The sequence below is a fragment of the Roseateles subflavus genome (assembly GCF_030285365.1).
Lineage (GTDB): Bacteria > Pseudomonadota > Gammaproteobacteria > Burkholderiales > Burkholderiaceae_C > Roseateles_B > Roseateles_B subflavus.
In genome coordinates this window covers 344,375-358,359 of the sequence record NZ_JASVDS010000003.1, presented here as the reverse complement: position 1 = coordinate 358,359, position 13,985 = coordinate 344,375, and the positions used below count along the sequence as shown (strand labels likewise).

Below are 13,985 nucleotides of genomic sequence, written 5' to 3'. Positions count from 1 at the left end.
GCCGCCGCGACGGGCGCCTTACTGGCAAGCCTCGCAGTCGGGGTTGTCGATCGAGCAGAACTTGATGTCCGTGGCCGGGGTGTTGTCCACCTCGACCGCCGGCGCTGCCTGCACGGCCGGAGCCGCCGCGACGGGCGCGGCGCTCAGGCCGGACGCACCACCGGGCACCGCGTTGAGCTGGCCGGTCTTGCTGACCGTGCTCTTCTCGGCATGCGTGGCACCGATGGTGCGCAGGTAGTACGTCGTCTTCAGACCGCGGGCCCAGGCCAGCTTGTAGGTTTCGTCCAGCTTCTTGCCCGAGGCGCCGGCCATGTAGATGTTCAGGCTCTGCGCCTGGTCGATCCACTTCTGGCGACGCGACGCAGCCTCGACCAGCCACTGCGGCTCCACCTCGAAGGCGGTGGCGTACAGGGCCTTGAGCTCCTCGGGCACGCGGTCGATGCGGCGCAGCGAACCGTCGAAGTGCTTGAGGTCCATGACCATGACGTCGTCCCACAGGCCCAGCTTCTTCAGGTCGCGGACCAGGGACTCGTTGATCACCGTGAACTCGCCCGACAGGTTGGACTTGACCGAGAGGTTGCCGAAGCAGGGCTCGATCGAGGCATCCACGCCGATGATGTTGGAGATGGTGGCCGTCGGGGCGATGGCCACGCAGTTGCTGTTGCGCATGCCGTGCGTGGCGATGCGCTGGCGCAGGGCGTCCCAGTCCATCGAGGACGAGCGGTCCACATCGACGTAGCCGCCGCGTTCCTGCAGCAGCAGGTCGAGCGAGTCGATCGGCAGGATGCCGCGGTCCCACAGCGAGCCGCGGTAGCTGCTGTAGCGGCCGCGCTCTTCCGCCAGCTCGGTCGAGGCCCAGTAGGCGTAGTAGCAGATCGCTTCCATCGAGCGGTCGGCGAACTCCACGGCCTCGGCGGAGGCGTAGGGCGTGCGCAGCGCATACAGCGAGTCCTGGAAGCCCATCAGGCCCAGGCCCACGGGGCGGTGGCGCAGGTTGGAGTCGCGCGCCTTCTTGACGGCGTAGTAGTTGATGTCGATGACGTTGTCCAGCATGCGCATGGCCGTGCGGACGGTCTTCCTCAGCTTGTCGTGGTCGATGACCTTCTTGCCATCGGCACCATCCTTCAGGTGCTGGACCAGGTTGACCGAGCCGAGGTTGCACACGGCGATCTCGCTGTCATTGGTGTTCAGCGTGATCTCGGTGCAGAGGTTGGACGAGTGCACCACGCCCACGTGCTGCTGCGGCGAGCGCACATTGCAGGCATCCTTGAACGTGATCCAGGGGTGGCCGGTCTCGAACAGCATCGAGAGCATCTTGCGCCACAGGTCCTTGGCGGGCATGCGCTTGAAGAGCTTGATCTCGCCGCGGTCGGCCTTGGCCTCGTACTCGACGTAGGCCTTCTCGAAGGCCTGGCCGAAGAGGTCGTGCAGGTCCGGGCAGGTCGAGGGGCTGAACAGCGTCCAGTCACCGCCCTCGGTCACGCGCTTCATGAACAGGTCGGGAATCCAGTTCGCCGTGTTCATGTCGTGGGTGCGGCGGCGGTCGTCGCCGGTGTTCTTGCGCAGCTCGAGGAACTCCTCGATGTCCAGGTGCCAGGACTCCAGGTAGGCGCAGACAGCGCCCTTGCGCTTGCCGCCCTGGTTCACGGCCACGGCCGTGTCGTTGACCACCTTCAGGAAGGGCACGACGCCCTGGCTCTTGCCGTTGGTGCCCTTGATGTGCGAGCCCAGCGCACGCACGGGGGTCCAGTCATTGCCCAGGCCGCCGGCGAACTTGGACAGCAGCGCGTTCTCCTTGAGGGCCTCATAGATGCCGTCGAGGTCGTCGGCCACCGTCGTGAGGTAGCAGCTGGAGAGCTGCGAGCGACGGGTCCCGGCATTGAACAGCGTGGGCGTGGAGCTCATGAAGTCGAAGCTGGACAGCACTTCGTAGAACTCGATGGCGCGCGTCTCGCGGTCGATCTCGTTCAGCGCCAGGCCCATGGCCACGCGCATGAAGAAGGCCTGGGGCATCTCGATGCGCTTGCCCTCGGTGTGCAGGAAGTAGCGGTCGAACAGGGTCTGCAGGCCCAGGTAGTCGAACTGGAAGTCGCGCTCGGCCTTCAGCGCCGCGCCCAGCTTGGCCAGGTCGTACTGGCCCAGCTTCTCGTCCAGCAGCTCGACCTGGATGCCCTTCTTGATGAACTGGGGGAAGTACTCGGCATAGCGCGTGTGCATCTCGGCCTGCGTCACCTCCTCGCCCAGGATCTCCTTGCGGATGGTGTGCATCAGCAGGCGTGCGGTGGCCTGGCTGTAGCCCGGGTCCTTCTCGATCAGGGTGCGGGAGGCCAGGATGGCGGCCTTGTAGACCTCGTCGATGGGCACGCCGTCGTACAGGTTGCGCTTGGTCTCGGCGAGGATGGGGTCGGGCTTGACGTCGGCGCCCAGACCTTCGCAGCTGGAGCTGATCAGGCCGGCGAGCTTCTGCAGGTCCAGGGGCACGCGATGGCCGCCGTCCAGCACCGTCAGGGTGGCCTCGGGCACGGCAGCGTGGGCGACCTCGCCCTGGCGCAGGCGCTCCTGGGTGCGGCGCTCGCGGTACAGCACATAGGCACGGGCCACTTCATGATGGCCACCGCGCATCAGGCCCAGCTCGACGTGGTCCTGCACATCCTCGATGTGGAAGGTGCCGCCGCTCGGACGCGAGCGCAGCAGCGCGCGCACCACGGCCTCGGTCAGGGCATCGACCGTCTCGCGCACGCTGGCCGAGGCCGCACCGCTGGTGCCATGCACGGCCAGGAAGGCCTTCATCAGCGCGATGGCGATCTTGCTGGGCTCAAAGGACACCACAGCGCCATTGCGGCGGATGATCTGGTAGGCCTGGTAGGCCGACTGGCGAGGCGTTTCAGCGGTGGCGGCGTGAGCCACGGCGCCTTCGGCGAGCGTGCTGGCGACAACGGTTTGCATGAAGGTTCCTTGTCTTGGAAGTCGTTACTGCAGAGAACAAAAAGCCCGGGCCCGCTGGCGCGTTCCCAAGAATCTTTTGGAGTTGGATGGCTTGCGCCCAGAGGGCGTCAGCGGTGCCATGACGGGCCGGCTCATGCTGCCGGGATGCCCGTCCTGCCACCACTGGCGACTGGACTCCACTGCGCCTTCCGTTCCGGCCGATGCCACGCGGAGCGAGCTCCGGCGGCATCCTGCAGGCCCTGGAATGGAATCCCGACAGCTTCCCATCAGGGAAAGCGCAACGGGGTTTGGCAGGGCGCGAACGCGAGGCATTTCAGTGGATTGCCAAGTCAGCAGGATAGCATGAAAGAACACTATATCTAGGGTGCCAGCCACCTTCAAGCACTACGGATAGCGTCCAAACCCCATTGACCCAGCCCTCGCAAATGACTAGGAATGCCGCAGGAACGTGTGCCCGGGCCACCCTGCGCCAAGCCTGCGATGGCGCAGAACCCCGATGGATACGGGCCCTGCCACCCGGGCGCCAGCAACGACGCGGCTTGGCGGCGGATTCGGGCTGCGGAACCGCATGAGATCGGGGTCCGGGCGCCAGTCGCGGCGACCGCCGGGGTCAGGCGTTGCCGGACCTTGCGCCCTCGCCGCCAGCCGCCGTGGGGCGACCTCCGAACAGCTATCCCCCGTGCATGGGACAGGGCCTACACAAACGGAAACAAGCGGGCTTCCCAGCCCAGTTGCCGTCGCAACCGTGGCCAGTCAAAGCCTGGCCCCGGATCCGCCTTTCGCCCGGGCGCGATGTGCTCGTGCCCCACGACGGCGTCCAGCGCATAGCGTTCGCCGAGCGCCTGCATCAGACCCCGCAGCACCCCGTACTGGGCGTCCTCGAAGACTCCCCCCTCCAGGCCCTCGAGCTCGATGCCGATGGAGAAGTCGTTGCAGCGATCGCGCCCACGGAAGCGGGACTGCCCGGCGTGCCAGGCGCGCTCATCGGTGCTCACGAACTGCACCAGCTCGCCGTCGCGGCGGATGAGGAAATGCGCCGAGACCTCGAGCCCGCGCAAGGCCTCGAAGCCGGGGTGGGCGCTGCAATCCAGGCAGTTGGTGAAGAGCGCCTCGATCTCCGGGCCGCCGTAAACGCCCGCTGGCAGGCTGATCGAATGCAGCACCACCAGCGAGGGCCGCTCGGCGCCCGGGCGCGGCCCGAAGTTGGGCGACGGCACCGCGCGGGCCGCCCGCAGCCAGCCGCCGGACCAGGCCGCACTCACCGCCGACCCGTCAGGCGCAGTCACCGCCCTCACCCACGCTGATCTGCAGCCGCGCCATCCGGTAGCGCATCTGGCGCAGGGACAGCCCCAGGCTGGCGCCCGCGGCCGTGCGGTTGTTGCGGTGCTGCTCGAGGGCCCGCACGAGGATGTCCCGCTCGACGGCATCGAGGTAGGCGGCGAGGTCGGCCGGCAGCGGCACGTCGGGCACGGGGGCCGCCTCGACGCCGCCCCGCGGTTCAGGTGCAGCCTCCCCCTCGGCCTCGTCGCCCGCCGCGGCGTCCAGCTCGTGGTCGGGCAGGTCCAGCTCGTCGGCATGGATCCACTCTCCGCCGGACAGCGCCACCGCGCGGTGCAGCATGTTCTCCAGTTCGCGCACATTGCCGGGAAACGCGTAGCGGCGCAGCTTGTGCATGGCCTGCGCGTCCAGTTGCGGCGCCGGGCTCACGCCCGCGTCCTGCGCGATGCGCTGCAGCACGCGCGTGGCGATGGCCCCCAGGTCCTCGATGCGTTCACGCAGCGGCGGCACGCGGATCTGGATGACGTTGAGGCGGTAGAACAGATCCTGCCGGAACCGGCCGGCGCCGACCTCGCTCGCGAGGTCCTTGTGCGTGGCGCTCAGGATGCGGACATTGACCGGCAGCTCGCTCACCGCGCCAACCGGTCGGACGGAACGCTCCTGGATGGCCCGCAGCAGCTTGGACTGCATCGCCAGCGGCAGGTCCCCGATCTCGTCGAGGAACAGCGTGCCGCCATGGGCCGCCTGGAAGAAGCCTTCGCGGTCCTCGTTGGCGCCCGTGAAAGCGCCCTTGCGGTAGCCGAAGAACTCGGCCTCCAGCAGCTGCTCGGGGATGGCCCCGCAGTTCACGGCGATGAACTTCTCGCCCGAGCGGGAGCCCGCCTCGTGGATCGAGCGCGCGACCAGCTCCTTGCCGGTGCCCGACTCGCCCTGCAGCAGGACGGGCGCCATGCTGCGCGCGACCTTCTCGATGAGGTCGCGCACCTGCTGCATGGCGACGGAGTCGCCGGCCAGGCGCTCGGCCACCCGTCGCGGGGTGACGGCCTCGGGCGCGGTCCGCGCGCCGGCCACGGGGCGTGGCATCGCCACCGCGGGCATCCCGGCGCCGCCTTCGGCGCGCTCGGACGGCAGCCGGGACGGCACGACGGACGGCGGCTGCTGCGGCACGCGGCCCAGCGCGGACGCCACGACCATGCGGAACTGCCGCAGGTCCACCGGCTTGGTCAGGTAGTCGAAGGCCCCGGCCTTGAGCGCCTCGACGGCGTTCTCGGATGAGCCGAAGGCGGTGATCACGATGGCCTTCTCGCGCCGCCCCTGCTCCTCCAGCCAGGCGAGCACGTCGAGCCCGCTGCCGTCGGGCAGGCGCATGTCGGTGATCACCGCGCTGTAGCGCCGCAGTTGCAGGCGCTGCAGGGCCTCCTCGACCGACCCCGCGGTCTCCAGCTCGTAGCCTTCGCGGACCAGGGTCAGCTCGTACAGGGTGCGCAGATCCGGCTCGTCATCGATGACCAGCAGGCTGTAGGGCGTGGATGCACTCATGCGGGCAGGGAGAAAAGGTCAGAGGGAATCAGGCCGTCATTGGCGCTGGGCCGGCGGAGCTGGACGCGGAACTCGTTGCCTCCCCGCTCGCCACCGCGGTGGCTGCGGTAGTCGATGCGGGCGCCGTAGCGCTCGCACAGCTCGCGGCAGATGTACAGGCCCAGGCCCGAGCCACGGCTGCGGGTCGAGAAGAAAGGCTCGAAGAGGTGGCGCTCGATGTCGGCGGGGATCGGCTCGCCCAGGCTGAACACACTCAGCAGCACCGGGCGGTCGCCATCGCCGGGATGCGCGTCCAGGCGCACGCGCACCGTGTCGGCACCGGCGGGCGCATGACGCAGGCCGTTGTCCAGGAGGTTCACCAGCACGCGACGCAGGTGCTCAGGCTCGAAGAGCACGAGCACCGGCTGGCTCGGCAGGTCCAGCTTCAGCGGGCTGCTGCCACCGATGGGCAGGTGGTTGGTGCTGGCCCAGTCCTCGCAGCAGCCGCGCACCACGCTCGCGGCGTCGAAGGCCACCGGCGAGGGCGCAACGCCCGGGGCGACCTCCATCACGTCGTCCACGATGCGCTTGAGACGCTGCACATTGGACGCCACCATGCGCGTCAGCTGCTGGGCGCGCGGATCCGGCAGGTCCTCGGACAGCAGTGCATTGGCCTGATCGATGGCCGCCAGCGGATTGCGGATCTCATGGGCGATGCCGGCCGAGACGCGCCCCATGGCCGCGAGCTTCTCCTGGCGGTTGCGCGCCAGCACCTTGCGGTTGTCCTCGATCAGCAGCACGCAGAGATCCTCCTCGGTGCTGGACTCGCGGCGCCGCGTGAAGCGCATGCGCACGCGCAGGCTGCGGGGGCCGCCGCCGTCGAAGGTCAGCGTCACGTCCTGCCCGCCTTCCGGCCAGCCGCCGCGTGTGAAGGCCTCCTCCACCGCCGCGACCAGGCCCGACCAGGCCGGCACGCTGCGCAGCTGGAAAGGCGCGGCCGGCGAGTGCTGGCCGTGCGCCAGCAGGGCCTGCGCGGCGGGATTGGCCGCCCGCACGCGGCCGCGGCGGTCCACCACGAGCACGCCTTCCTGCATCTCGTCGATGACCAGCCGGTTCAGCTCGGCCTGCTGGCGTGCGAACTCAAGGCTGCCGCGCGCCGTGCGCTCCTCCCGCGCCAGGCGCCCGGCGAGTTCGGAGGCGAGGATGCCGATGACGAAGAGGCCGCAGCTCACCAGACCCAGCTGGCTGAAGCGGATGCCGTTGTCCTGTCCCTCCCAGAGCCTCCATCCGCCATGCCCCAGCAGCAGCAGCGAGGCCGCCGCCGCCGTGGCCAGCGCCATGCGCCGGGGCGAGAGCACGCCCGCCATCAGCACCGGCATGATGAACAGCGCACTGAAGCCGACACCGGCGCCGCCGTCCAGCATGTTGAGCGCGCCGAAGCTGATGAGGTCCAGGCCCACGCTGCTCCACCACAGCAGATGCACCGGGCTGGCCAGCTGGCGCGGCAGCGGCTGCGCCCGCCAGCCGATCAGCCACCAGGTGACGACGGCCGCCAGCGCATAGACCGCGCACAGGCGCAGCAGGGACATCGACACGTCCGATCCCAGCACGTGCCCCAGCAGCAGCGCCGCCACCAGCGCCAGCCCGAGGGCCGTGCGCGCGGCCAGGAAGGCCCGCAGCATGCGCTGGAAGGTGCTGCTGCCGGCAGCGGCGCGGCGGTCGAAGAAGTGGGGGTCGCCGCTGGAGCCGGCCACCTCGGTGGCGTCCCAGCCGCTGTCCTGGTGCGGACCGAACCAGGAGATGGTGTCGGGCGCCTGTGAGCGTCGCTCAGCCATGGCCCTGGCGTGCCTCGTGCCGCGCGCGATGCTCGGCACAGCAGAAATGGCCGCCCCGGCCGGGCAGCGCCTCGCCCTGGGGCAGATGGGTGCCGCATTCGGCGCAGGCCACCATCAGCGAAGAGGGCGGAGCCGCCGTCCGGCCCGGGGCGCCCGCGGCTGCGGTGTCGTCGCGGCGGTCGCGCGTGGCGCCGCCGGCGCGGCCCTTGCGCACGCCGCTGATGAACACGATGGCCATCAGGACCAGCAGGAGCAGCAGGTACTTCATTCAGCCCCCTGCCGGCCGCTGCAGCACGACCTCCAGCACGAAGCGTGTGCCGGCATATGACAGCAGGAGCAGTGCCGCGCCCAGGTAGAGCCAGCGCGTGGCCCGGCGCCCGCGCCATCCCAGCACGCGGCGGCCGGTCAGCAGGCCGACGAGCACCAGCCAGCCCATCACGGACAGCAGCGTCTTGTGGTCCCAGCGCCATTGCGGCGTGAAGATCCAGCCCAGCAGGATGGCCAGGGACAGCACCGCCACGCCCGCCCCGACGAACTGGAAGGTCAGGCGCTCGAGGCGCAGCAGCGGCATGCCGAGGGTCAGGCCTTGCCCCTTGTGCTGTCCCATCTGGCGCATCTGGCGCTCCGCCCGGTTCAGCAGGGCGGCGTGCAGGACGGCCACCCCGAACAGACCGTAGGACGCGAGGCCCAGCACCCAGTGCACCGGAGCCCAGGGCGAGGCCGCCGCCGGACGGCTCTCGCCCGGAAAGACCCACGCCAGCGCCACGGCGCCGGCCGCCAGCATCGACAGCCCGCGGCGCAGCGGGGGCAGCGGCAGCAGGCGGCTCTCCACGAGGTAGACCGCGAGGATGAGCCAGGCCGTCATCGACAGTGCCGGCGCGAAGCCGAAGCGCGCGCCGGGCTGCTCCAGCCCGAGCCCGGCGATGTCGATCAGCAGCGCCAGCAGGTGGGCGCCGAAGCCCAGGGGCAGGAGCGGATGCCGTTTGTTCGCGTCGGAGGGGGCGCGAAGTGCCACGACGGCATAGCTCAGCAGGGCGACCGCCGAAGTGGCCGCCAGGGCCCCGCTCGCAGTCGCAGCAGACACGGACGATAAAATCATCTCCACAGTGTAATTTGCGCGCTCACCTCCGCGGTGAGGCCGTCCATATGGCATCCACCCTCACCGACCGCCTGAGCCAGCTCGTGAAAACGATGCGGGGCCAGGCCCGCATCACCGAAAGCAATGTGCAGGACATGCTGCGCGAAGTGCGCATGGCCCTGCTGGAGGCCGACGTGGCGCTTCCGGTGGTGCGCGACTTCATTGCCCGGGTCAAGGACAAGGCCCTGGGACAGGAGGTCGTGGGATCGCTGAACCCGGGGCAGGTGCTGGTCTCCGTGGTGCACAAGGAGCTCGCCGCCACCATGGGCGAGGGCGTGGCGGACATCAACCTCGCCGCCCAGCCGCCCGCCGTCATCCTGATGGCCGGCCTGCAGGGCGCGGGCAAGACCACCACCACCGGCAAGCTGACCAAGCACCTGATCGAGAAGCGCAAGAAGAAGGTGCTGACGGTCTCGGCCGACGTCTACCGTCCAGCGGCCATCGAGCAGCTCAAGACCGTCACCGGTCAGGCCGGCGGCGAGTGGTTCGCCTCCAGCCCCGACCAGAAGCCGCGCGACATCGCGCTGGCCGCGCTCGACTACGCCAAGCGTCACTACTTTGACGTGCTGCTGGTCGACACGGCCGGCCGCCTGGCCATCGACGAAGCGCTGATGGCCGAGATCCGCGAGCTGCACGCCACGCTGAACCCGGTCGAGACGCTGTTCGTGGTCGACGCCATGCAGGGTCAGGATGCGATCAACACGGCCCGCGCCTTCAAGGAGGCGCTGCCGCTCACCGGCGTGATCCTGACCAAGCTCGACGGCGACTCGCGCGGCGGCGCGGCGCTGTCGGTGCGCCAGGTCACCGGTGCGCCGATCAAGTTCGCCGGCGTCTCCGAGAAGATCGACGGCCTGGAGGTCTTCGACGCCGAGCGCCATGCCGGCCGCGTGCTGGGCATGGGCGACATCGTGGCCCTGGTGGAGGAAGTCACCAAGGGCGTGGACATGGCCGCGGCCCAGAAGCTGGCCGAGAAGCTCAAGTCCGGGGACGGCTTCGACCTCAACGACTTCCTGGCGCAGATCTCCCAGATGAAGAAGATGGGGGGCCTCTCCAGCCTGATGGACAAGCTGCCCACGCAGATCGCCAGCAAGGCCGGCCAGGGCGACATGGACCGCGCCGAGCGGGACATGCGCCGCATGGAAGGCATCCTCAACGCCATGAGCGCCAAGGAGCGCGCCCACCCGCGCCTGCTGCTGGACGACAAGAGCAAGGCGAGCCGCAAGCGCCGCATCGCCTCGGGTGCCGGCGTGCAGATCCAGGACGTCAACCGCGTCCTGAACCAGTACGACCAGATGCAGGGCATGATGAAGAAGATGAAGGGCGGCGGCCTCTTCAAGATGATGAAGCGCATGGGCGGCATGAAGGGCATGAAGGGCATGGGCCTCTGAGGCACCGCTGACGCTCGACCGCAAGCAAAAGGGCCGCTGATCAGCGGCCCTTTCTTCATCTCCCGACGGATCCCGCGCTCACTCCAGCAGCGCCTGCGCGAACTCCTGCGCGCTGAAGGTCTGCAGATCCTCCAGCTTCTCGCCCACGCCGATGAAGTACACCGGGATGGGCCGCTCGCGCGCGATGGCTGCCAGCACGCCGCCCTTGGCCGTGCCGTCCAGCTTGGTCACGACGAGGCCCGTGAGGCCCAGCGCATCGTCGAAGGCCTTGACCTGGTTCAGCGCGTTCTGGCCAGTGTTGCCGTCCACCACCAGCAGCACCTCGTGCGGCGCGCCCTCCTGGGCCTTGCCGATCACGCGGCGGATCTTCTTGAGCTCCTCCATCAGGTGCAGCTGCGTGGGCAGGCGGCCGGCGGTGTCAGCGAGGACCACGTCGCAGCCACGCGCGCGCCCGGCCACGACGGCATCGAAGGTGACGGCGGACGGGTCGCCGCCTTCCTGGCTGACGATCTCCACCTGCGTGCGGTCCGCCCACACGGCCAGCTGCTCGCGCGCCGCCGCGCGGAAGGTGTCGGCCGCGGCCAGCAGCACGCGCTGGTCAGCCTCGGCGAGATGGCGGGTGAGCTTGCCGATGCTGGTGGTCTTGCCGGCGCCGTTGACGCCCACCACCATCATCACCGTCGGCGTGTGCTCGCCGACCTGCAGGCTCTTCTCCAGCGGCTTCAGCAGCTCGGCCAGGGCGGCGACCAGCAGGCCGCGCACCGCCTGCGGATCGGTGACCTTGGCCTCCTTGACCCGACGCTTGAGGTCCTCCAGCAGGAACTGCGTGGCCTTGACGCCGGTGTCGGCCATCAGCAGCGCGGCTTCCAGCTCCTCGTACAGCTCATCGTCGATGCGCGTGCCGGTGAAGACCTGGGCGATGCTGCTGCCCGTCTTGCGCAGGCCCTGGCGGAGCTTGTCCAACCAGCCCTTGCGCGGTGCGGGCACGGGCGCCGGCACCTCGACGGGCGCAGGGGCCGGCATGACGGCCGGCGCGGCGGTCATCGCGGGCGGCGGGCTGACGGGCGCAGGGGCAGGCTCAGGTGCGGGTGCGACCACGGCTGCAGGCGCAGGGGCGACCACGGCTGCAGGCGCAGGGGCGACCACGGCTGCAGGCGCAGGGGCGACCACGGCTGCAGGCGCAGGGGCGACCACGGCCGCAGGCGCAGAGGCGAACGCCTGGGCGGGCTCATGGACGGCAGCGGGGGCCGGCGCGACAGCCTCGGGCGCGGGGGCCGCGGCGGGCGCCTCCACGACGGCCGGCGCGGGCGCCGGACTGGCTGCGCCGCCCCCGAACTTCTTCTTGAAAAAACTGAACATGGCAGATGTGTTGGTCGGGCCGCGACGACGCCCGGCGACCGCTCGCATGAATCGATCTGACACGGCCCCGGCCGGGGGCGCCAAAACTTTTTTCGAGCAACGCTTGCATTGTCTCCCAAAACCTGTCTAGAATAGCGGTCTTCGCAAGGCGCTTTAGCTCAGCCGGTTAGAGCGACGGAATCATAATCCGCAGGTCCGGGGTTCGAATCCCTGAAGCGCCACCAGACAAGAAAACCCAGCAAGCGCAAGTTTGCTGGGTTTTTTCTTGCCCGCTCCATCGGGACGTTGGCAGGGGAGCGTTGGCATGGGGACGTTGGCCCGGGCCCGTTGACATGGCCGCGTTGGTGTGGAACGTTCGTCGGGGCGACGTCCGCATGTAGACGTTTGAGTGAGCCCGCCTGGCGGAACGCCTCGTGCGGGATCCCGTGGGTGGGGCCGTGCAGCGATGGCCCCTGCAGCGAAGGCTCTTGTGGCGAAGGCTCGTGTGGCGAACGCAAGAGGGCGCCGCAGGCACTCGTCGAGCCCGCCACGCCGGACCTTGGCGGACCCTTGCGGACCTTTGCGGCCGGTGCCGATCCGGTCACCGACGCTGACACCGCCCGCGCCCATCCCATGCGATGATGCGGGCCTCATTCAACCCGGGCCGGGCTCACGCCCTGCCTCGCAGCCACTGGATTGATACCATGTTCCGCTGTGCCTTCCTGTCCCGCCGCCTGGCCCTGCGATTCGCACTCGCCGGTCTCGCCGGTCTGAGCACTCTGGCCGCCCAGGCCCAGACGCACCGCCAGTTTCCCGCCGACGCTCTTCGCGCGGAGATGCTCATCAGCACGCCCCCCGATCTGCAGCTCGACGGGCAGGCCGCCCGCCTCGCGCCTGCCACGCGCATCCGCGGCGCCGACAACCTGCTGGTCTTCGCCTCCGCACTCACCGGCCAGAAGCTGACCGTGCACTACACGCGGGACTTTGCGGGCCTCGTGCGCGACATCTGGATCCTCAACGAGGCCGAGCTCGCGAACAAGACCTGGCCCCGCACGACCGAGCAGGCCTCCGCCTGGGCCTTCGACCTCGCCTCGCAGGTCTGGACCAAGCCCTGAGCGACGCGCGGCCCCGCCCGCGCCCCGCCGCCCCGATCTCCCGTCAATGACCTGCCGCGCCCCGCCCGTGGGGCGCCGGAGCCCGCCATGAGCAAGAAAGTATTCATCAAGACCTTCGGCTGCCAGATGAACGAGTACGACTCGGACAAGATGGCCGACGTGCTGCGCGCCGCCGAAGGCTACGAGCCCACCACCGACGTCGACGAGGCGGACCTCGTGCTCTTCAACACCTGCTCCGTGCGCGAGAAGGCGCAGGAGAAGGTGTTCTCCGACCTCGGCCGCATCAAGCACCTCAAGGCGAAGGGCGTGATGATCGGCGTCGGCGGCTGCGTGGCGAGCCAGGAGGGCGCGGCCATCATCGAGCGCGCGCCTTACGTCGACGTCGTCTTCGGCCCGCAGACCCTGCACCGCCTGCCGCAGATGCTCGCCGCGCGCCGCGACGCCGCGAAGCCCCAGGTGGACATCAGCTTCCCGGAGATCGAGAAGTTCGACAACCTGCCGCCGGCCCGGGTGGAGGGCGGCAGCGCCTTCGTGTCCATCATGGAGGGCTGCTCCAAGTACTGCTCCTATTGCGTGGTGCCCTACACCCGCGGCGCCGAGATGAGCCGCCCCTTCGAGGACGTGCTGACCGAGATCGCCGGCCTGGCCGACCAGGGCGTCAAGGAGATCAACCTGCTGGGCCAGAACGTCAACGCCTACCGCGGGAAGATGGGTGACACGGACGAGTTTGCCGACCTGGCCCTGCTGCTCGAGTACTGCGCCGAGATCCCGGGCATCGAGCGCCTGCGCTTCACCACCAGCCACCCGAACGAGTTCAGCCCGCGCCTGATCGAGGCCTACGGCAAGGTGCCCCAGCTCGTGAACCACCTGCACCTGCCCGTGCAGCACGGCAGCGACCGCATCCTGATGGCCATGAAGCGCGGCTACACGGCGCTGGAGTTCAAGAGCATCATCCGCAAGCTGCGCGCCATCCGGCCGGACATCCGCATCGCCAGCGACTTCATCGTCGGCTTCCCCGGGGAGACCGAGGACGACCACGCCAAGCTGATGAAGCTCGTGGACGACGTCGGCTTCGACGCCTCGTTCAGCTTCATCTACAGCCCCCGCCCCGGCACGCCGGCCGCCAACCTGGAAGACACGACACCCCATGAGACCAAGGTGGCGCGACTGCGTGAGCTGCAGGCCGCCATCGAGGCCCACGCCATCCGCATCAGCGAGACGATGCTGGGCAGCACGCAGCGCATCCTCGTGTGCGGCAACGCCAAGAAGGATCCGAGCGAGCTGATGGGCCGCACCGAATGCAACCGCATCGTCAACTTCAAGGGCAACCCCCGCCTGATGCACCAGCTGATCGACGTGCGCATCACCCAGGTCTTCCCGCACTCGCTGCGGGGTGAGGTCCTGACGAGCGAGACGGCGGAGGTCTGAG

The 13,985-nt window shown here is 69.4% G+C and carries 11 protein-coding genes and 1 tRNA gene; 4 read left to right on the top strand and 8 right to left on the bottom strand.

The features are described 5' to 3' along the window. Positions 1-18: 18 nt before the first annotated feature. The 6 genes from QRD43_RS12595 to QRD43_RS12570 form a co-directional block, all read right to left on the bottom strand. A complete protein-coding gene (locus QRD43_RS12595; protein ID WP_285982821.1) occupies positions 19-2,946 on the bottom strand; it encodes a ribonucleoside-diphosphate reductase subunit alpha in 2,928 nt (975 codons plus the stop codon). Positions 2,947-3,641: 695 nt separating this feature from the next. Next, positions 3,642-4,232, bottom strand: a complete 591-nt coding sequence (ampD, locus tag QRD43_RS12590; protein ID WP_285982820.1) for a 1,6-anhydro-N-acetylmuramyl-L-alanine amidase AmpD — start codon at positions 4,230-4,232, stop codon at positions 3,642-3,644. Continuing rightward, positions 4,219-5,763: a sigma-54-dependent transcriptional regulator gene (locus QRD43_RS12585; protein WP_285982819.1), complete on the bottom strand. Its 1,545-nt coding sequence runs from the start codon at positions 5,761-5,763 to the stop codon at positions 4,219-4,221. Before QRD43_RS12585 ends, ampD begins: the two co-directional genes overlap by 14 nt. Further along, positions 5,760-7,577, bottom strand: coding sequence for a sensor histidine kinase (locus tag QRD43_RS12580; protein WP_285982818.1), 1,818 nt, complete (start codon positions 7,575-7,577; stop codon positions 5,760-5,762). Before QRD43_RS12580 ends, QRD43_RS12585 begins: the two co-directional genes overlap by 4 nt. Then, positions 7,570-7,845: a PP0621 family protein gene (locus tag QRD43_RS12575; protein WP_285982817.1), complete on the bottom strand. Its 276-nt coding sequence runs from the start codon at positions 7,843-7,845 to the stop codon at positions 7,570-7,572. The genes QRD43_RS12580 and QRD43_RS12575 overlap by 8 nt, the downstream gene beginning before the upstream one ends. Further along, a complete protein-coding gene (locus tag QRD43_RS12570; protein ID WP_342399038.1) occupies positions 7,846-8,661 on the bottom strand; it encodes a cytochrome C assembly family protein in 816 nt (271 codons plus the stop codon). Between the two features lie 62 nt (positions 8,662-8,723). Here QRD43_RS12570 and ffh point away from each other — a divergent pair, with 62 nt between their 5' ends. Then, on the top strand, positions 8,724-10,103 hold the full coding sequence (gene ffh, locus QRD43_RS12565; RefSeq protein WP_285982815.1) for a signal recognition particle protein: 1,380 nt from the start codon (positions 8,724-8,726) through the stop codon (positions 10,101-10,103). A 78-nt stretch (positions 10,104-10,181) separates the two neighbouring features. Here ffh and ftsY read toward each other — a convergent pair whose 3' ends face one another. Both ftsY and QRD43_RS12555 read right to left on the bottom strand, forming a co-directional pair. Further along, a complete protein-coding gene (gene ftsY, locus QRD43_RS12560) occupies positions 10,182-11,201 on the bottom strand; it encodes a signal recognition particle-docking protein FtsY (protein WP_285983181.1) in 1,020 nt (339 codons plus the stop codon). Next, positions 11,144-11,335: a hypothetical protein gene (locus QRD43_RS12555; RefSeq protein WP_285983206.1), complete on the bottom strand. Its 192-nt coding sequence runs from the start codon at positions 11,333-11,335 to the stop codon at positions 11,144-11,146. The genes ftsY and QRD43_RS12555 overlap by 58 nt, the downstream gene beginning before the upstream one ends. 274 nt (positions 11,336-11,609) lie before the next feature. On the opposite strand from QRD43_RS12555, the gene QRD43_RS12550 reads away from it, so the two are divergent. The 3 genes from QRD43_RS12550 to miaB all read left to right on the top strand — a co-directional run bounded on the left by QRD43_RS12550 (position 11,610) and on the right by miaB (position 13,984). Then, positions 11,610-11,686, top strand: a tRNA-Met gene (locus QRD43_RS12550). 459 nt (positions 11,687-12,145) lie between these two features. After that, positions 12,146-12,556, top strand: coding sequence for a hypothetical protein (locus QRD43_RS12545; RefSeq protein WP_285982814.1), 411 nt, complete (start codon positions 12,146-12,148; stop codon positions 12,554-12,556). A gap of 87 nt (positions 12,557-12,643) precedes the next feature. After that, a complete protein-coding gene (gene miaB / locus QRD43_RS12540; protein WP_285982813.1) occupies positions 12,644-13,984 on the top strand; it encodes a tRNA (N6-isopentenyl adenosine(37)-C2)-methylthiotransferase MiaB in 1,341 nt (446 codons plus the stop codon). Position 13,985: the final 1 nt, after the last annotated feature.

Bases quoted from the DNA above. Each gene is read 5' to 3' on its own strand.
- QRD43_RS12585 (WP_285982819.1), bottom strand. From the start codon at position 5,763: ATGAGTGCATCCACGCCCTACAGCCTGCTGGTCATCGATGACGAGCCG.
- miaB (WP_285982813.1), top strand. From the start codon at position 12,644: ATGAGCAAGAAAGTATTCATCAAGACCTTCGGCTGCCAGATGAACGAG.
- QRD43_RS12545 (WP_285982814.1), top strand. From the start codon at position 12,146: ATGTTCCGCTGTGCCTTCCTGTCCCGCCGCCTGGCCCTGCGATTCGCA.
- QRD43_RS12580 (WP_285982818.1), bottom strand. From the start codon at position 7,577: ATGGCTGAGCGACGCTCACAGGCGCCCGACACCATCTCCTGGTTCGGT.
- QRD43_RS12575 (WP_285982817.1), bottom strand. From the start codon at position 7,845: ATGAAGTACCTGCTGCTCCTGCTGGTCCTGATGGCCATCGTGTTCATC.
- QRD43_RS12595 (WP_285982821.1), bottom strand. From the start codon at position 2,946: ATGCAAACCGTTGTCGCCAGCACGCTCGCCGAAGGCGCCGTGGCTCAC.
- QRD43_RS12555 (WP_285983206.1), bottom strand. From the start codon at position 11,335: ATGAGCCCGCCCAGGCGTTCGCCTCTGCGCCTGCGGCCGTGGTCGCCC.
- ffh (WP_285982815.1), top strand. From the start codon at position 8,724: ATGGCATCCACCCTCACCGACCGCCTGAGCCAGCTCGTGAAAACGATG.